17 protein-coding genes and 1 pseudogene are annotated in these 17,401 nt (G+C 68.5%); 10 read left to right on the top strand and 8 right to left on the bottom strand.

Annotated elements, in window-relative coordinates; genetic code table 11:
• Nucleotides 1-594, top strand: a pseudogene (locus ACWDU1_RS14820) (hypothetical protein); the annotation flags it as partial.
• Nucleotides 591-1,337, top strand: a complete 747-nt coding sequence (locus ACWDU1_RS14825; RefSeq protein WP_449998812.1) for an ESX secretion-associated protein EspG — start codon at nucleotides 591-593, stop codon at nucleotides 1,335-1,337. The pseudogene ACWDU1_RS14820 and the gene ACWDU1_RS14825, both read left to right, overlap by 4 nt.
• A gap of 54 nt (nucleotides 1,338-1,391) precedes the next feature.
• Here ACWDU1_RS14825 and ACWDU1_RS14830 read toward each other — a convergent pair whose 3' ends face one another.
• Entirely contained in the window at nucleotides 1,392-2,159 is a 768-nt protein-coding gene (locus ACWDU1_RS14830; protein WP_449998814.1) for a hypothetical protein, read from the bottom strand.
• 298 nt (nucleotides 2,160-2,457) lie between these two features.
• Between ACWDU1_RS14830 and ACWDU1_RS14835 the strand changes: the two genes are divergently transcribed.
• The 3 genes from ACWDU1_RS14835 (at nucleotide 2,458) to ACWDU1_RS14845 (ending at nucleotide 4,979) form a co-directional block, all read left to right on the top strand.
• Entirely contained in the window at nucleotides 2,458-2,751 is a 294-nt protein-coding gene (locus tag ACWDU1_RS14835) for a hypothetical protein (RefSeq protein ID WP_449998816.1), read from the top strand.
• 531 nt (nucleotides 2,752-3,282) lie between these two features.
• Nucleotides 3,283-4,368, top strand: a complete 1,086-nt coding sequence (locus ACWDU1_RS14840) for an S-(hydroxymethyl)mycothiol dehydrogenase (protein ID WP_449998817.1) — start codon at nucleotides 3,283-3,285, stop codon at nucleotides 4,366-4,368.
• Nucleotides 4,365-4,979 carry an MBL fold metallo-hydrolase gene (locus tag ACWDU1_RS14845; RefSeq protein ID WP_449998818.1) on the top strand — a complete coding sequence of 205 codons (615 nt, stop codon included), beginning with the start codon at nucleotides 4,365-4,367 and terminating at the stop codon, nucleotides 4,977-4,979. Before ACWDU1_RS14840 ends, ACWDU1_RS14845 begins: the two co-directional genes overlap by 4 nt.
• Before the next feature lie 81 nt (nucleotides 4,980-5,060).
• Here the strand turns inward: ACWDU1_RS14845 and ACWDU1_RS14850 are convergent, their stop codons facing one another.
• From ACWDU1_RS14850 to ACWDU1_RS14875, 6 genes are all read right to left on the bottom strand, one after another.
• The gene (locus tag ACWDU1_RS14850) at nucleotides 5,061-5,537 is read right to left on the bottom strand and encodes a nitroreductase family deazaflavin-dependent oxidoreductase (RefSeq protein WP_449998819.1); all 477 of its coding nucleotides are present in this window, start codon (nucleotides 5,535-5,537) and stop codon (nucleotides 5,061-5,063) included.
• A 23-nt stretch (nucleotides 5,538-5,560) separates the two neighbouring features.
• A complete protein-coding gene (locus ACWDU1_RS14855; protein ID WP_449998821.1) occupies nucleotides 5,561-6,139 on the bottom strand; it encodes a TetR/AcrR family transcriptional regulator in 579 nt (192 codons plus the stop codon).
• A gap of 18 nt (nucleotides 6,140-6,157) precedes the next feature.
• A complete protein-coding gene (locus tag ACWDU1_RS14860; protein WP_449998822.1) occupies nucleotides 6,158-7,624 on the bottom strand; it encodes an FAD-dependent oxidoreductase in 1,467 nt (488 codons plus the stop codon).
• The gene (locus ACWDU1_RS14865) at nucleotides 7,624-8,667 is read right to left on the bottom strand and encodes an NAD(P)-dependent oxidoreductase (RefSeq protein WP_449998823.1); all 1,044 of its coding nucleotides are present in this window, start codon (nucleotides 8,665-8,667) and stop codon (nucleotides 7,624-7,626) included. The genes ACWDU1_RS14860 and ACWDU1_RS14865 overlap by 1 nt, the downstream gene beginning before the upstream one ends.
• On the bottom strand, nucleotides 8,667-9,416 hold the full coding sequence (locus ACWDU1_RS14870) for an SDR family oxidoreductase (protein ID WP_449998825.1): 750 nt from the start codon (nucleotides 9,414-9,416) through the stop codon (nucleotides 8,667-8,669). The genes ACWDU1_RS14865 and ACWDU1_RS14870 overlap by 1 nt, the downstream gene beginning before the upstream one ends.
• 91 nt (nucleotides 9,417-9,507) lie before the next feature.
• Complete coding sequence (locus ACWDU1_RS14875) at nucleotides 9,508-10,977, bottom strand: aldehyde dehydrogenase (protein WP_449998826.1); 1,470 nt, start codon at nucleotides 10,975-10,977, stop codon at nucleotides 9,508-9,510.
• Nucleotides 10,978-11,288: 311 nt separating this feature from the next.
• Between ACWDU1_RS14875 and ACWDU1_RS14880 the strand changes: the two genes are divergently transcribed.
• The 5 genes from ACWDU1_RS14880 to ACWDU1_RS14900 all read left to right on the top strand — a co-directional run bounded on the left by ACWDU1_RS14880 (nucleotide 11,289) and on the right by ACWDU1_RS14900 (nucleotide 16,426).
• Nucleotides 11,289-12,494 (top strand): cytochrome P450, encoded by a 1,206-nt coding sequence (locus ACWDU1_RS14880; RefSeq protein WP_449998828.1) that lies wholly within the window; start codon nucleotides 11,289-11,291, stop codon nucleotides 12,492-12,494.
• Complete coding sequence (locus ACWDU1_RS14885) at nucleotides 12,494-13,294, top strand: SDR family oxidoreductase (protein WP_449998829.1); 801 nt, start codon at nucleotides 12,494-12,496, stop codon at nucleotides 13,292-13,294. Before ACWDU1_RS14880 ends, ACWDU1_RS14885 begins: the two co-directional genes overlap by 1 nt.
• Nucleotides 13,294-14,517, top strand: coding sequence for a cytochrome P450 (locus ACWDU1_RS14890; protein ID WP_449998830.1), 1,224 nt, complete (start codon nucleotides 13,294-13,296; stop codon nucleotides 14,515-14,517). Before ACWDU1_RS14885 ends, ACWDU1_RS14890 begins: the two co-directional genes overlap by 1 nt.
• Nucleotides 14,514-14,999, top strand: a complete 486-nt coding sequence (locus ACWDU1_RS14895; RefSeq protein ID WP_449998831.1) for a glutathione peroxidase — start codon at nucleotides 14,514-14,516, stop codon at nucleotides 14,997-14,999. Before ACWDU1_RS14890 ends, ACWDU1_RS14895 begins: the two co-directional genes overlap by 4 nt.
• A 275-nt stretch (nucleotides 15,000-15,274) precedes the next feature.
• A complete protein-coding gene (locus ACWDU1_RS14900; protein ID WP_449998835.1) occupies nucleotides 15,275-16,426 on the top strand; it encodes an MCE family protein in 1,152 nt (383 codons plus the stop codon).
• Between the two features lie 437 nt (nucleotides 16,427-16,863).
• Here ACWDU1_RS14900 and ACWDU1_RS14905 read toward each other — a convergent pair.
• The coding region (locus ACWDU1_RS14905; RefSeq protein WP_449998833.1) for a TauD/TfdA dioxygenase family protein at nucleotides 16,864-17,401 on the bottom strand (538 nt) is incomplete at its 5' end.

Raw genomic sequence — 17,401 nt, forward strand, 5'->3', positions numbered from 1 at the left:
CGACCGGTGGCCCCGGACGTTCCGGACCGCCCGGAAGCCGCGGAGGCGCCGGCCGCGCAGAGTCCGGACGGAGCCGTGCCCGCGGCAGTGCCCGTTTCCGCTCTCGTGGACGCCTCGGCTGCCCCGGCTCCGGCGGAGATCCCGTCCGATACCGCGGCCGCGGCCGCTGCGGCACCCTCGTCCGCCGCATCCACGCCGGCCGCCGCGGCCCCCACCGCCGCGCCCGCACCCGCGGCCGGCCCATCGCAGGCCGTATCCGTGTTCTCGGCGCCGGTCCGGGCGGCCGCGGCGCAGGGCGGCGACGAGCGGAGCCGGGAAGAACAACAGCGTGATTCGAGCGGTAACGCGGTCACCGGAATGGGCGCCGGCGCGATCGGCGGGATGCTGGGTGGGGCCATGGCCGCCGATACCGTGCGGTCCGGCTCCGCGGTGACGCCGCGCCCCGAGCGCCCCGAGCCCCCCGCGGACGACGAACTCCACTGGACCGAAGACGATCTCACCTTCCTGGAACCGGGCGGGGAAACCGGGGAACTGATCGGCGCACTCGACCCGACGACCCCTCCCGTCCTGGGTGAGTGGAGCGAAGCCGAGTGACCTGGACGCTCGGCCCCGACCAGTTCGCGCTGGCCTGGGACCGGACCGTCGGCGACCGGATCCCGTATCCCCTCGCCGTGCGGTTGTCGGCGCGCGATTCCGTGGAGCGCGCCGCTGCGCTACCCGCCCTGCGGGAATGGTGCGATACCGCCCTCGACGCCGATCTCGAAGCGGCGCTGCGGGTCCTGGCGGCCCCGGAGGTGAGTGTCGAGGTCTTCGGTCAGGACGGCGAGGGTGCGACCACCGTGCGGGTTCTCGGCGCGTCCGCGGGCCGGATAGCGGTGGTCGCGGCCCAGGGGCCCGGCCCGTGCCCGGACCGCGGCGGTGAGCTGCGGATCGGTGCGACCACGGCGGCGTCGCTGCCGGGCCGGGTGGTGGCGGCACTGCCCGCGGCGCCGGCCGGGACCGGCGAGCGGCTGCGCGCCGCGCGCGCGGAAGTGGTGCTGGACGGCCGCGATCGCGTGACCGTCCCGGTATCGGGTCCCACGGTCGCCGGCCTCGTCCGGCGCCGGCTGAAACTGCGGCGTACCGGTATCGGACAGATCGTGGTGTCGGTGCGCCGTGGCCCGGCGGTGAAACCGTTCGGGGTGCTGTGCTGGATTGATATCGCCGACGACGGCCGGTACACGGTCCACACCGGACGCGATGTCGATATCGCGCCGGTGGGTGCGGAGGCCTTCACGAAGTCGTTGCGCCCCATGGTCGCCGCCGCGCAGCGGGCGGTCGCCTACGCGGAACTCTGAGCAGCGGGCCCATGCCCGGCCGGAGATCGCGGCACCGGTGGGGCGCGGCGCCCGTCAGGAGATCGGGACGATGACGACGGTGGGTACGACGGGCGTCGGAGTGGGGGGCGTATCGCTGCGGCCGGGCGGTTCGGAGGCGTAGGGCTCCGGGGCGGATGTCGGCTCGACCGGCTCCTCGGTCGTGGGGGCCAGGGTGGTCCGGGCCGGTTCGGTACCGGGTGCCGGCTCGTCGGCGGGAGGCGCCGGGGCCGGAGTTTCGGTGGAAGTGGGGCCGGCCGGGGCGGGGGGTGCCGCATCGGACGTCGTCGGATCGGCTCCGGCGCCGTCCGGGGTCGCGCCGGGGGCGGGCGGCACGGGTAGCGGCGATTCCGTATGCGCCGGTGCGATTTCCGGCGCGGTCTCCGAGACGGTGGTCCAGCTCGGATCGGCCGGTGCGGTGGGGCGCGGCGTCGCGGAGAGGGTGACCCGCCGGGTGGTGGTCGGATCGTCGGACGGCTGTTCGGAGGCTTCCTCGGAACGGTCGGTATCGCCGGCGCGGGTGGAAGAGGTGACCGAGATCTGGTATTCGGGCGGTAGCGTGCGCCGTGGGCCGGGATCGGGGGCTATCCGCCAGGTGGGCGACGGGGGAATGAGGACCTGGGCGACACCGGAGGTGGTCCCGGTGAACCGGGCCTGCTCCGCCGGTTGTGGTCCGGAGTGGATCGGCGGCGGCGGGACGTAGGTGTCCTCCTGGCCGATACCGCACGCGCCGATGAACACCAGGCCGAGCGAAACCGCGCCCGCGGCCGCCAGCGGCCCGGCGACTTTCGTTTTGCTGTCCATCGGTGACGCTCCTGTGATAAGTCAGTGGCCTCACCTTAATCCAGCGTCCTGGCCGGAACCAGCCCCGGACCTGTCGATCTGGCCGGTGACCGGTGTAGATCGCCCCCGCAGTGGGTACGGTCCAGGTATCGAATTGATATCGGCCGCGTGTCGCGGGCTTGTGTCGCGTAACAATCGTCGGGGTGCGGTCGTAGCGTATGTTGCTGAAGTGACGCATGTGGCATCGCACTGTGATGAGCGTGTATGGAAGTGGTTAGGCGCGACGCGATTTCGGATCGTCGCCATCGAGGAGTAGATGATGGGAGACCAGACCACCCCCGACCCGACCGGAGCGCCGGAGGCGCCCGGGACGCGGGAGGCGATCGTGGAGGCGGCGGATGCCGGCTCGCACGGCAGCGGCGGGACAGTGGGCAGAGTGTGTGGCTGGCTGGTCTTCACCGGTGGGCTCGGGGCGGCGGTTTTCGGTATCGGGACGCTGCATGTGGTGCTCAGTGTGATCGGACTCATTCTGGCCTGTACCGCGGGCTTGACCCTGTTGAAATTGCGCGCCGACGGTCCGGGCCCGGAGCCCGAAGCCGGCATGGCGAGTTGATTCCACTCTTGTTCCGATAGCCCACGCGGACGCGGATTCCACTGCTCTCGCGGGCCGTCGGCATGCCGTGTGCGCACTGAGTGGGACACGTGTCTGATCACTTTTACGGACAGTTGATCGGCTGTTCGTCTCCCGGTCTACGCCCGTCCGGAGCGTCCGATTTCCGGTAATCGGGCGTTTGCCCAACTGGGGTCGGCTGGGTATTTTGGGCTCCGGTCGGGATGGATCAGGAGGAAAGAAGAACATGATCGAAGCCGGGTCCGCGGCCCTGAATCTGGCGAATCTCGTCACGTCCATCGCCGCCAATGTGACCTATCTGCTGCAGGCGTGGGGAGTTCTCTGAGCGTTTGCCGGAAGAGCGGCGGTGTGCCCGGCGGGCGCACCGCCGCGCTGCGTTCGGGCCCGGCTACGCGGTGCCGATGACCCGGATCGGGTCCGATGCGGGCACCCGACGCCGACCGGTAGCCCCTCGGGGCGGATAACGTATGCGTAGACGCGCATCGCCGCATCACCCGCCCGAGAGGAGAGGCTGTGCCACAGCAGGTTCGAGGAGTCATCGCCCGTGGTCCCGGTGCCCCGGTCGAACTGGTCCAGATCGTCGTCCCGGATCCGGGGCCCAACGATGTGATCGTGAAAGTTCAGGCCTGCGGGGTCTGCCATACCGATCTGACCTACCGCGAGGGCGGTATCAACGACGAATTCCCGTTCCTGCTGGGGCATGAGGCGGCCGGAGTGGTGGAGACGGTGGGTTCCGCCGTCACGCATGTCGAGCCCGGCGATTTCGTCGTGCTGAACTGGCGCGCGGTATGCGGACAGTGTCGCGCGTGTAAGCGGGGCCGGCCCTGGTACTGCTTCGACACCTTCAACGCCAGCGTCCCGATGACACTCGAGGACGGCACCGAACTCACCCCCGCGCTCGGGATCGGCGCCTTCGCCGACAAGACCCTGGTGCACGAGGGGCAGTGCACCAAGGTCGATCCCGATACCGATCCGGCGGTGGCCGGTCTCCTCGGCTGCGGCGTGATGGCCGGGCTGGGCGCGGCGGTGAACACCGGCAACGTCGGCCGTGGTGATTCCGTCGCGGTACTGGGCTGCGGCGGAGTCGGCGATGCCGCCGTCGCCGGGGCGCGGCTCGCGGGCGCCGCGACGATCATCGCGGTCGATACCGATGCCCGCAAACTCGAGTGGGCGCGCGAGCTCGGCGCGACCCATGCGGTCGACGCCTCCACCACCGACGCGGTCACCGCTATCCAGGATCTCACCGGCGGCTTCGGCGCCGATGTGGTGATCGACGCGGTGGGCCGCCCGGAGACCTGGAAGCAGGCGTTCTACGCCCGCGATCTCGCCGGGACCGTGGTGCTGGTCGGCGTACCGACCCCCGATATGACCCTCGAGATGCCGCTCATCGATTTCTTCAGCCGCGGTGGCGCGCTGAAATCCTCCTGGTACGGCGACTGCCTGCCGGAACGGGATTTCCCGATGCTGATCGATCTGTACCGGCAGGGGCGGCTGCCGCTGGAGAAGTTCGTGAGCGAGCGGATCGGCCTGGACGCGGTGGAGGAGGCGTTCCACACCATGCACGGCGGCGGGGTGTTGCGTTCGGTGGTGGTGCTGTGAGCGCCCGCGTCGAACGGGTCGTCACCGAGGGGCAGTTCTGCCTCGACGGCGGTTGCTGGGATGTGGAGAACAACATCTGGCTGGTCGGCGACGATCAGGAGGTGCTGATCATCGATGCCGCGCATACCGCGGGACCGGTGCTGGACGCGGTGGCCGGGCGCCGCGTCACCGCCATCGTGTGCACGCACGCCCACAACGATCACGTGACGGTGGCCCCCATCCTGTCGGCCGCCACCGGCGCGCCGATCCATCTGCACCCGGACGACGATGTGCTCTGGCAGCAGACCCATCCCGGCGTCGAGTACCAGCGCCTGAACGACGGTGAAGTCTTCGAGGTGGGCGGTTCGCGCCTGCGGGTACTGCAGACACCCGGCCATTCGCCCGGTTCGTGCTGCCTGTATCTGGAAGACGCCGGGGTGGTGTTCAGCGGGGACACCCTCTTCGAGGGCGGTCCCGGCGCCACCGGCCGGTCGCACTCGGACTACCCGACCATCCTGGCCTCGATCAACGACCGGCTGTTCGCGCTGCCGGACGAGACGGTGGTGCATACCGGCCACGGCCCGGATACGACGCTGGGCGCCGAGCGGGCCAACGTACCCGCCCAGGCCTGAAGCCGAGGGCACCGGAGACCGGATACGACGAAGCTCCCGGACCGGGCCGGCCACCCGGTTCGGGAGCTGCGTCGTGGTTGTTCAGGAAGTGCGCGGGCTCAGCACGAAAATGGGGATCTTACGTTCGGTCCACGACTGGTAGTTGTCGAAATCCGCGTACAGTTCGAGCAGTTTCGGCCAGAGCCGATCCCGTTCGGCATCGTCGGCGAGCCGGGCGCGCACCGGGATGCGCTCCTTGCCGATCTGCACCGTGGTATCCGGCTGCGCGACCAGGTTGTAGTACCACTGCGGGTTCTTGGGAAGCCCGCCCTGGGATGCCACGATCACGATGTCCGCGCCTTCCCGCAGGTACAGCAGCGGCGCCGTGAAGGGTTTCCCGGATTTGCGGCCGATATGGTTCAGCAGCAGGGTCGGAACCGGTTTGCGCAGTCCCGCGCCGACACGCCAGGTGCCGCCGATCCGGCCCCCGGTGCGGCGGTATGCCCAGGTATTGACCTTGGACATGTACTTGATGACGGTGGTGACCATCGGGGAATCGAGTTGTTTGGGGCGGTCCATACCTTCGAGCTCTCTCTTGCCGGTCAGCGCAGGATCAACAGCGCCGATTTCTCGATGAGGTCGGCGATATCCTCGTAGGAGGCGTAGCCCATGCCGGCGCGTACCAGGGCGCCCGCGTAGACCAGCTCCAGCGAGACCACGACCTCCGGGTCGAAGTCGGAACCGAGCGCCCGCTCGATCCGGGTGCGGATCTCGAGCCCGATCCGGGCCCGCAGATGGGCCACATCGGGGTCGCGCCCCAGCATGGCACTGGTGACCGCGCCGGCGACCTCCTGATCGTCGGCGACCAGCATGGCGATGGCGCGCAGTTCCGCCACCACCCGCACGGTCGGGTCCGGATCCTCGCTCGTGGGCGACTCCGCCGCGACCAGCCGCCGCCAGAAGATCTCGGCGACCAGATGTTCCTTCGACGAGAAATAGGTGTACGCGGTGGCGGTGCCCACGCCGGCCTCGGCGGCGACCATACGAATGGTCATTCCCGCGAAGCCTTCGCGCGTGAGCACCTCCACCGCTGCCTTCGTCAGCTTGTCGACCGTATCGGCCTGTTTCGCGGACAGGCGCCGACGGGTCGCCTCCACGACGACGGGTTCACCTTCGGACATGTGTCTGAATGTACCGTTTCAGTTCTTCGCGGCCGCAATCCCGGCCCGGCGGCCGTAGAAGCTGCCGTCGCCGAGCGAGGTGCCGCTGGCATAGCCGCCGGCGCAGACACCGGAGGTGCAGCGGCCCGCGGCGTACAGTCCGGGAATCGGTTCCCCGTTCACATGCAGCACCCGCGAATCCAGATCGGTGCGCAGGCCGCCGAGGGTGAAACCCGCGGTGAAGCCGCGCATATCGAAGGCGGCGAAGGGGCCTTCGAGCGGTTTGGTCCACTCGGCTTTCTTGCCCAGCAGCGGATCGCTGCCGGTGGCGGCGTGCTTGTTGTACACCTCCACGGTCGACTGCAACGCGAGTTCGGGCAGGCCCATATCGGATTCGAGTTCGGCGACGGTCTCGGCCGCCCAGGTGGGCGGCTGCCGGAAGAACGGCGTCGAGGTCTCGGTGGTCAGCGATTCCTCGTAGGCGGCCTCGCCGATGATCAGGTACGCCTGGTTCTCCTGGTGGAACAGCGTCATCTGGCCGATCCGGCCGGGATAGGTGTCCTCGGGGACATAGCGCTGCCCGCGGCCGTTCACCAGGATTCCGCGCGCCATCATCTGCGGATCGCCGAAGAACGCGACCTCGGTGGCGTCCATATGGGCCAGATCGGCGCCGAGCGCCTGGGCGACCCGGATCGCGATCCCGTCGTGTTCCTCGATGGCCGCGCCCGGACGGCCGATCAGCCGCGGCGCGAAGCCCTCGATCATCTGATCGTGGTAGGCGAAACTGCCGGTGGCCAGCACCACGCCGCGTTCGGCGCGGATGGTGAGTTCCTTACCGTACTGTTTGGCCACCACCCCGACGACACGGTCGCCGTCGACGACCAGCCGCTGGATCCGGGTGTCGTATTCGGCGGTCACACCGAGCTTCTCGGCGGTTTCGGCGAGCGGTTTCATCAGCATGTAGCCGCCGCCCTTGGAACCGGTGCGCTTGTTCGACATCTGCGGGACATGACCGCGCGGCGCCGGATCGGCGACGGTGTTGAACGGAGCGGCGTTCTCGCCGCCGGAGTACATCAGGCCCTCGTCGTGCGGGGGCTCCCAGCCGGGCTCACCCCAGAACTCCTCTTTGAAGGGGACGCCGTTGGCCACCAGCCATTCGTAGTGTTCGACACTGCCGTGGCAGTAGTCGGCGATCTTGGCCTTGTCCACGCCCGGGCCCAGCGCGGTGATCATGAATTTCTCCATGTTCTCCGGGCTGTCCTCGAAACCGAGCGCCTTCTGCAGCGGGGTCCCGCCACCGAGGTAGATGAACCCGCCGGCCAGTGCGGCCGCGCCGCCCCAGCCGCTGGTGCGTTCCAGGATCAGCACCCGGGCGCCGGCCCGCGCCGCCTCGATGGAGGCGCAGACACCGGCGATACCGTAGCCGGCCACCACCACATCGGTGGTGCGGTCCCATTCGGAGACCTCGGCGGCGGACAGCGGGCGGAGGGTGGTGGCATCGGCCATTATTCGGATTCCTTACTGTCGTCCCGCGCCCCAGCTGCCTGTGGTTCCGCGGAGCGGACATCGTGCTCACCAGCGGCGGAGACACCGCGTTCGGCGATGGTGCCATGTCCGGCCGCGGTCGTTGCGGCGCCGTCCCGCTGAGCGGAGTCGCCACTGTGCCGGGCGGCCGAGATCTCGCCCCGCCCCACACCGAGCCCGGCGCCGAGCCGGTCCAGCGCGAGTCCGGCCAGCGGCAGCGGCGCTCCCACCCGGTCACCGAGTTCGAGCGCCAGCGACAGATCCTTCTCGCCCAGTTCGCGCACATGGGTGAGGATCGGCAGCCAGAAATCGCCGTCCTCGATAGGGGCGGTGGTGTCGCGGAGCATGATCGAGCCCGCCCCGCCGGTCACCGCGTCGGAATGGCGGACCACCTTGCCCAGCGCGGTGATATCGAGTCCGGCCGCTTCGGCCAGCCGCTGCGCCTCGGTGGCCGCGGTGAAGGAGATGAAATGCAGCAGATTGCGGGCCAGCTTCATCCGGGTACCGGCCCCGACCCCGCCCGCGTGCACGACCAGATCGGAGAAACACGCGAAGGGTTCGCGGACCGCGGCGACCGCGCTGTCGCTCCCGCCGATCATCACCGCCAGCCGGCCGCTGTTCGCGCCCGCGGCGCCGCCGCTGATCGGCGCGTCCACCAGTTCCACGCCGCGTTCGGCGCAGAGCCGGGCGAATTCCACGGCGGATTCGTCGCCGATGGTGGAGTGCACGGCCACCACCGTGCCCGGGGCGGCGGTGCTGAGCACGCCGTTCTCCCCGGTCAGCACGGCGCGCACCTGCCGGTCGTTGACCACCGCGATACTGATGACGCCGCATTTCGCGGCGAGTTCGGCCGCGCTGGCGGCGGCCTCGGCGCCCGCGGCGGTGAAGGGTTCCACGGCCTCGGGCCGGGTATCGCAGACGGTGAGACCGCCGGACCACTCCAGCAGTTTCTTCGCCATCGGCGCGCCCATATCGCCCAGGCCGATGAACCCGACCCGGGTGCCGCCGGCGGCGTCGGCGCTCATTACCGGATCACCTGGCCGCCGTCGACGCAGAAGATCTGCCCGGTGACCCAGGACGCCTCGTCGGAGAGCAGGTAGAGCAGCGCCCCGGCCATATCCTCCGGGGTGCCCATCCGCTTGAGCGGCAGGCGGTTGACCATATCCTTGACCATGCTCTCCGGCGTGGTGGTCTTGGTGGCCTCGGTATCGGTGGGGCCCGGCGCGATCGCGTTGACCCGGATATTGGAGCCGCCGAGTTCGGTGGCGAGCTGCTGGGTGAGGCCGTTGATCCCGACCTTTGCCAGGCCGTAGAAACCGGAGTACACCCAGGCCGCTGTGGACGACTGGTTGACGATCGAACCGCCGCCGTTCGCGGCCATGTTCTCCCATACCGCGCGGGTCATCACCAGCGCGCCGTCCAGGTTCACCGACATGAACTTCTTGTAGTAGTCCCACGGCACGGTGAGCAGCAGATCGAGTTTCATCCCGCCGTAGATGGCGGCGTTGTTGACCAGATGATCGATCTTGCCGTACTTCTCCACGGTGAAATCCGCCAGCGCCTTGGCCGAATCCGGATCGGAGACGTCGACGGTGTGGAACGCCGCGGTGCCACCGTCGGCGACGATCTTCTCGGCGACGGCCGTACCGCCCTCCTCGTTGAGATCGGCGACGACGACGGTCGCGCCCTCGGCGGCCAGCGCCTGCGCGTAGACCTCGCCGATACCGCGGGCGGCGCCGGTGACGATGGCGGTCCTACCGGTGAAACGAGCCATGGGATGAGCTCCTCGCTGTTCGGGAAAGTTCGTTTGTCCAGGGGTTCTGCGCTCTGTCGAGCGGGTCCGGCACCGCGGCCGGGAGGCGCGCCTACTGCGCGGTCGCGACGAGTTTGGTCTCCAGGTACTCCTCGAATCCGGCGACACCCATCTCGCGCCCGATACCGGACTGCTTGTAGCCGCCGAAGGGCGCGTCGGCGCTGTACCACATACCGCCGTTGACGCCGAGCGTTCCGGTGCGCACCCGGTCGGTGATCCGGCGGATACGTTCGGGGTCCTTGCCCCAGACCGCGCCGGACAGGCCGTAGGGGGAATCGTTGGCGATCCGGATGGCGTCGTCGTCGCCGTCGTAGGGCAGCACCACCAGGACCGGGCCGAAGATCTCCTCCTGGGCGGCCTCGGCGCTGTTGTCCAGGTCGGCGATGACGGTGGGTTCGACGTAGAAACCGCGGTCGTGTTCGGCCGGGCGTCCGCCGCCGGCCACGATCCGGCCGCCGTCGGCGCGGGCGCTGTCGATGTAGCCGAGAACCCGGGTGCGCTGGCGATCGGAGATCACCGGGCCGCAGACCGTGCCCGGGTTGGCGGGGTCACCGGGGCGGATACCGCGCATGGTGTTCGCGGCGGCCTCGAGGGCCTCGTCGTATTTGTTCCGCGGTACGAGCAGCCGGGTCGACAGGGCGCAGCCCTGGCCGGCGTGCACGCACAGCGAGAATCCGGCGTAGCTCACCGCGGTGGCGAGATCGGCGTCGTCGAGCACGATGAACGCCGATTTGCCGCCCAGCTCGAGGAAGGTCTTCTTCAGGTTGGCCGCGGCCGAGGCCATCACGGCGCGACCGGTATTGGTGGACCCGGTGAAGCTGATCAGATCGACCCGCGGATCACCGGAGAGTTGCGCGCCCAGGCCGTGATCGGAGGAGGTGACGATATTTACCACCCCCGGCGGGATATCGGTCTCCTCGGTGATGATCGAGGCCAGCGCCGCCGCGCACCACGGGGTGTCCGGGGCCGGTTTCAGGACGACGGTGTTGCCCGCCGCCAGTGCCGGACCCAGTTTCGCGAAGTTGATCTGATGCGGGAAGTTCCACGGGGTGATCGCGCCGACCACGCCGATCGCTTCGCGCCGCAGCGCCCGGTGGGTGCTGATCCCCATCGGCGCGGCCACGCCCAGTTCGGTTTCCCATTCGTAGTTCGCGGCCAGGTTCGTGGCGAAGCTCAGATCCTCGACCGGACCGTCGAGCTGGGGACCGCTGGTGAACATGATCGGTGCGCCCACCTCGGCGACGGTGATCTCCCGCAGTTCCTCGGCGTGCGCCTTCAGCCCTGCCTGCAACTGTTGCAGGCAGCGGACCCGGAAGGCGTGATCGCGCGACCAGTCGGTCTCGTCGAAGGCGGTCCGGGCGGCGGCGATCGCGGCGTTCATATCGGCCGCGTCCGCGTCGGCGGCGGTGCCGATGACCTCTTCGGTCGCCGGGTTCACATTGTCGAACACGCCGTTGCCGCCGGCGAGGAGCTTCCCGCCGATCAGCAGTCGGGAGCTGTCGCCGGGCAGAAGACTGTTCATGAAAGACCCCAATACTGTCTGGACAGGTGTATGGAATATAGTCCGGAATCTTTCGCGAGTGCAAGAACTGGTTCCATCGCGCGGGCTCGAAGCCGATCGTGCCCGAAAGTGTGAAGGAATGGGGGCCCTCGGGTGTGGTGGATTCCGATTCCCGTCGACTTCATGCTTCTGAGCAGTCAATTCGCGTACGATCATTGTCGCGGGGCCCTGCCGCTGGTACCGTCCAGACACATGTCCAGCTATGTGTCTCTCCCTGGCGGCCGGTGGGCCGCGCCCGGCGAGAACTCGTTATCGAAACAGAGGTGGGTCCGATGACGGCCGCATCGTTGGAGCCGGTGACATTCGATCCGTACGACTACACCTTTCACGAGGACCCGTACCCGGTCTATGCCCGGCTGCGCGCGGAGGCACCGCTCTACTACAACGCCGAACTCGACTTCTACGCGCTGTCGCGGCACGCGGACGTGACGCAGGGGTTCCGCAACGCCACCCGGCTCTCGAACGCCAACGGGGTCTCGCTCGACCCCGCCGCCTGGGGACCGCACGCCCATAAGACGATGTCGTTCCTGGCCATGGACGACCCCCGGCATATGCGGATGCGGAAGCTGGTGTTCAAAGGCTTCACGCCCAAGCGGGTCGCCGATATGGAGACCCGGATCCGGGAACTGACCCTCGAATACCTGAAACCGGCGCTCGAGGGCCGCGAATTCGACTGGATCCAGGAGTTCGCCGGCAAACTGCCGATGGACGTCATCTCCGAGCTCATGGGAGTCCCGGCCGCCGACCGCGACGAGATCCGGCATATGGCCGATATGGTCATGCACCGCGAGGACGGGGTGACCGATGTGCCGAATACGGCGATCGAGGCCTCGCTGAACCTGGTCGTCTACTACGCGGATATGGTCGCGCAACGGCGGGAGAAGCCGTCCGACGACCTCACCTCCGCCCTGCTGGACGCGGAGATCGACGGTGACCGGCTCACCGACGACGAGATCATCGGGTTCATGTTCCTGATGGTGGTGGCCGGTAACGAGACCACCACCAAACTGCTGGGCAACGCGCTGTACTGGGCCGGGCGCAACCCGGACGAATACGCCAAGGTCGTGGCCGATCCGGAGCGGGTATCGGACTGGGTCGAGGAGACCCTGCGCTACGACACCTCCAGCCAGATCGTCGCGCGGACCGCCACCGAGGATCTCGAATACCACGGCCGCGTGATCCCGGCCGGGTCGAAGGTGCTGCTGCTGATCGGTTCGGCGAACCGGGACAGCGAGGTCTTCGACGATCCCGACACCTATGACCTGGATCGCGCCGAGAAAGGCAATCTGGCCAGCTTCGGCGCCGGAGTGCATTTCTGCCTCGGCGCCCATCTGGCCCGGCTGGAAGCCACCGTCGCGCTGAGCGAATTCGCCGCGCGGGTGCGGTCCTACCGGGTGCACGAAGACCGATTCGAGCGCGTGCACTCGAGCAATGTGCGGGGCTTCGCCAAGCTCCCGATCTCCGTGGAGGTGCGGTAATGCCCCGGTTCGAACCACATCCCGAGAAACGGCCCACCATCGTGGCCGGCGCGTCGTCCGGTATCGGCGCCGCCACCGCGGTGGAACTGGCCGCCCAGGGGCACCCGGTCGCGCTGGGCGCGCGCCGGGTGGAAATTCTCGAGGAACTGGCCGGCAAGATCCGCGCCGACGGCGGGACGGCGTTCGCGCACCGGCTCGATGTCACCGATCAGGCGTCGGTGGACGAATTCGTCGCCGCGTCCGAAGCCGCGATCGGTCCCACCGAGGTGCTGGTCTCCGGGGCCGGCGATATCGAGTTCGGTCTCATCCAGGACATGGATCCCGCGGATTTCGCGCATCAGGTGCAGATCCATCTGATCGGCGCGCACCGGATGGCGCATGCCGTACTGCCGGGCATGCTGGCACGCCGCCGCGGCGATGTGGTGCTCATCAGCTCCGACTGCGCCCCGGCGCCGCGGCCCTGGAACGGCGCGTACAGCGCCGCCAAGGCCGGGGTCGAGGCCCTCGTGCAGCAGATGCGCATGGAACTCGAGGGCACCGGTATCCGGGCCTCGCTGGTCCGGCCCGGACCCACGGTGACCGGTATGGGGATGAACGCCAAACCCGAGGTCGTGGGCCCACTGCTGGAATCGTGGCAGTCCTGGGGGCTGGCCCGGCACCCGTACATGCTGCGGGCCGCCGATCTGGCGCGGGCGGTCTCGGCGGTGGTCGGCACGCCGCGCGGCGCCCATCTGGTGCTGGTCGAGGTGCAGCCGGAGGCGCCCCTGCGTCCGCTGCCGGGTGAAGGGAAGGACTCCTGATGACAACCGCACTGCCTCCCGGGTTCGATTTCACCGACCCGGGCCTGTGGGAACAACGCAGCCCGGTCGAAGAGTTCGCGCTGCTGCGCAAAACGGCGCCGGTCTGGTGGAACGCCCAGACCGACGAGGCGTCGGGCGGTTTCAACGACGGCGGGTACTGGGTGGTCAGCACCCTCGAGGACGTCAAGGAACTGTCGCGCAAACCGGAGCTCTACTCCTCGCAGCAGAAGGGGTCCATCGTCCGGCTGCCCGGCGATATCACTCCCGACCAGATGGCGCTGACCGGCGCCCTGCTGGTGAATATGGACCCGCCCAAACACTCCAAGGTGCGCAAGATCGTCTCCAAGGGGTTCACGCCCCGGGCGGTGGAGGGTCTGCGCGCGGCCCTGACCGAGCGCGCGCACCGGATCGTGCACGAGGCGAAGAAGTCCGGCGGCGGGGATTTCGTCACCCAGGTCGCCTGTGAACTGCCCCTGCAGGCGATCGCCGAACTGCTCGGTGTGCCGCAGGAGGATCGGCGCAAGGTCTTCGACTGGTCCAACCAGATGCTCAACTACGACGACCCCGAGTACGGCGACCCCACCGTCGCCTCGGCCGAGATCCTGGGTTACGCCTGGAACATGGCCGAGCAGCGGCGCGGGTGCCCGGCCGACGATATCGTCACGCAACTGGTCAACGCCGATGTCGACGGTGAGGGCCTGGCCTCCGACGAGTTCGGCTTCTTCGTGATCCTGCTGGCCGTGGCCGGTAACGAGACCACCCGCAACGCCATCACCCACGGAATGAAGGCCTTCGTGGACAACCCGGACCAGTGGGAGCTCTACCGCGAGCAGCGCCCGCGCACCGCCCCGGACGAGATCGTGCGCTGGGCCACCCCGGTGACCGCGTTCCAGCGCACCGCCACCGAGGACCATGTGCTGGGCGGGCAGGAGATCAAGGCGGGGCAGCGGCTCGGATTGTTCTACAGTTCGGCCAATTTCGACGAGGCCGGTTTCGACAAGCCGTTCACGTTCGACATTCTGCGCGACCCCAATCCGCATGTCGGTTTCGGCGGCACCGGGACCCATTACTGCGTGGGGGCCAATCTCGCCCGGCTCGAAATCGATCTGATGTTCAACGCGATCGCCGACGCCATGCCCGACCTGCGGTCGGTCTCCGATCCGGTACGGTTGCGATCGGGGTGGATCAACGGAATCAAGAGTTGGCAGGTGCGCTACGAATGAACGTCCGAGATATTCCGGTGAACACACTGTCCGGTACGCAGACCACCCTGGGTGATCTGGTCGGCGACCGGGCGGTACTGCTGGTGAACGTCGCGTCGAAATGCGGGCTCACGCCGCAGTACACCGGGCTGGTGGAACTGCAGAAGACCTACGGCGACCGTGGTTTCAGCGTGGTGGGCTTCCCGTGCAACCAGTTCATGGGCCAGGAGCCGGGCAGCGCCGAGGAGATCGAGCAGTTCTGCTCCACCACCTACGGCGTGGATTTCCCGCTGCTCGCGAAGGCCGATGTGAACGGTGACGACCGGCACGCGCTGTACCGGGAGATCGTCGAGACCCCTGACGCCGAAGGCGCGGCCGGCGATGTGCAGTGGAATTTCGAGAAGTTCCTGATCAACCGGGACGGGACGGTGGCCGGCCGGTTCCGTCCGACCACCACACCGGATGCGGACACGCTGGTCGCGGCTATCGAGAAAGCGCTCTGACCCGTGCGCTGACGACCTATGATCGAGGCTCGTTCACCCCCAGTGGTGAACGGGCCTTTTTCAGTTTTACCTGCGAAAACATCGAGCTTGCGCGAAATCCGGACCCATCCGGCGAAAACCGCCCGTCCGGGTTGAATCACTCTTAACATGGACGGCTGTCTGGACATCAATCCGGCTGGTTCGGCACACCGGGGTGCCGAACATCGCAAGGCAGGTGAGTGGTGGTACCCGTACGCACCGACGAACGCACGGCACTGGGCACGGTCTGGGCCTTCCTGCGGTACAAATTGGCCGCACTGGCGCTGGTCCTGGTGATCGTCGCGGTCGTGGCCATCTCGTTGACGATGTTCTTCGGCGGTTTCATACCCGAGAAGCACGTCGCGGTGATCGCCCCCCGCAGCGGACTGGTGATGGACCCCGACGCCAAGGTGAAGTTCCGGGGCGCGCAGATCGGCCGGGTCGGCTCGGTCGAATCCGAGAACGGGCAGGTCCGCCTCGAGCTCGATCTCGACCCCGGGCTGATGGGCCTGGTCCCGGGTAACGCCCTCGTGGATATTCGTTCCACCACGGTATTCGGGGCCAAATACGTGAATTTCGTCGAACCGGCCGATCCGGCCGGCCGGCTGGAACCGGGTCAGGTCCTGCGCGGCGAATCGGTGACCGTCGAATTCAACACCCTCTTCGAACGCCTCACCGAGGTCTTGGAGATGGTCGAACCGGCCAAACTCAACGCCACCCTCACGGCCCTGGGCACCGCCCTGCAGGGCCGCGGTGACGAACTCGGGAACCTGCTGGTGGACGCCGACCGGCTGCTGCGCGAGATCAACCCGAGCATTCCGGCGCTACGTCACGATTTCCAGGCCGGTGCCGCCGTCGCCAACCTCTACGCCGATACCGCGCCGGAGCTGCTGCGCACCGTGGACAACGCGACCGCCCTCAGCGGCACCCTCGTCGAGAACGAACAGAACTTCGACGCGCTGCTACTGGACACCATCGGCCTGGCCGACACCACCGGCGCCGTGCTCACCGAGAACGAGCAGAACCTCGGCACCGCCCTGGAACTGCTGCGCCCGACCACCGAACTCCTCGACACCTACAAACCCACCCTGTACTGCGTGGTGCGCGGTCTTGCCAAGGCGATGCCGCTGGCCGAGGATCTGTTCGGCGGGCGCAACCCGGGCGCCTCGTTCAACGCCAGCTTCATGTACGGCGCCGAGGCCTACCAGTACCCCAACGATCTGCCCAAGGTTAACGCCACCGGCGGGCCGCGCTGTGAGGGAGTGCTGGACCGGGTGCCCGGCAGCCACGCGGATTACGTGGTGACCGATACCTCCGAGGTGAATCCGTTCATCCCGTCGACCCGGATCTACCAGAACCATCCCACGGTCTTCGAGTTCCTCTTCGGGAGCCTGCCGGGGATGCGGTGACTCAGGCGATCAACGCTGCGGGTCCGGCTGCCCCGGACCGCGCCGCACGCACATCACGCCGCCGCACGGCTTATCGCTGAGCCCGGCCGGGTTCGGATGAACCGTCGGCCGGCGGTGCGCGGGTGCGCGCAGTTCGGCCCGGCTGCGGCCCCGGGGCGCCGTGGCCGTACGCCGCCGCCTCAAGCGAGGCTCCCCGGATTACGCCGGATGCGGTCGCTGGCGGATGTGGCCACCGGGTGTTTCGGGGTCCGGACGGGCAGATCGGTCGGTGGCCGGTAACTCATGGGCACCAGTGTGGCCTATCGGCCGCGAACCCGCAGCACCCGGGTTCGCCCGGCCGCCGCGGTCGCGCAGTGGTCCGCGGCCACCCGCCCGGCACCCGGAAAAGGGTCCGCCCCGGCGCGGCGGCCGGGGCGGGACAGTGCCGGTGCGACAGCTCACGAGGCGAGCCGGCGCGGCTGATCGATCACCGAGTAGTGCTCCGCGTCACCCGTGATCACCGTGCTGGCACGGCCGTCCACACCCACCGGGATATCACCGGCCAGGGTGATCCGGGTGAGCCGCCGCGGCTGATCGTCGTAATCGTTGACGGCGTAGTGCTGGGTGGCGCGGTTGTCCCAGATCGCCACATCGCCCGGTGCCCAGTCCCAGCGCACGGTGTTCTCGAGCCGGGTCACCCGATCCTGGAAGAGGCGGAACAGTGTCTGCGATTCGGTGCTCGAGAAACCGGCGAAGCTCTTCACGAAATGCCCGAGCAGCAGTGCGCGCTCGCCGCTCTCCGGATGCACCCGCACCACCGGATGCTCGGTCTCGTACAGGCTCGATTCGAATTCGGCGCGGTGTTCGCGGGCCTTGGCACCGGGCTGTTCACCGTGCCGGCCCACATAGTCGTAGACGTTGGTGTGCACCGCGCGCAGGCTCTCGGCCAGTTCACGCAGCGGTCCGGGCAGTGAATCGTAGGCGGCGACAGTGGGG

The organism is Nocardia sp. NPDC003345 (assembly GCF_053589395.1).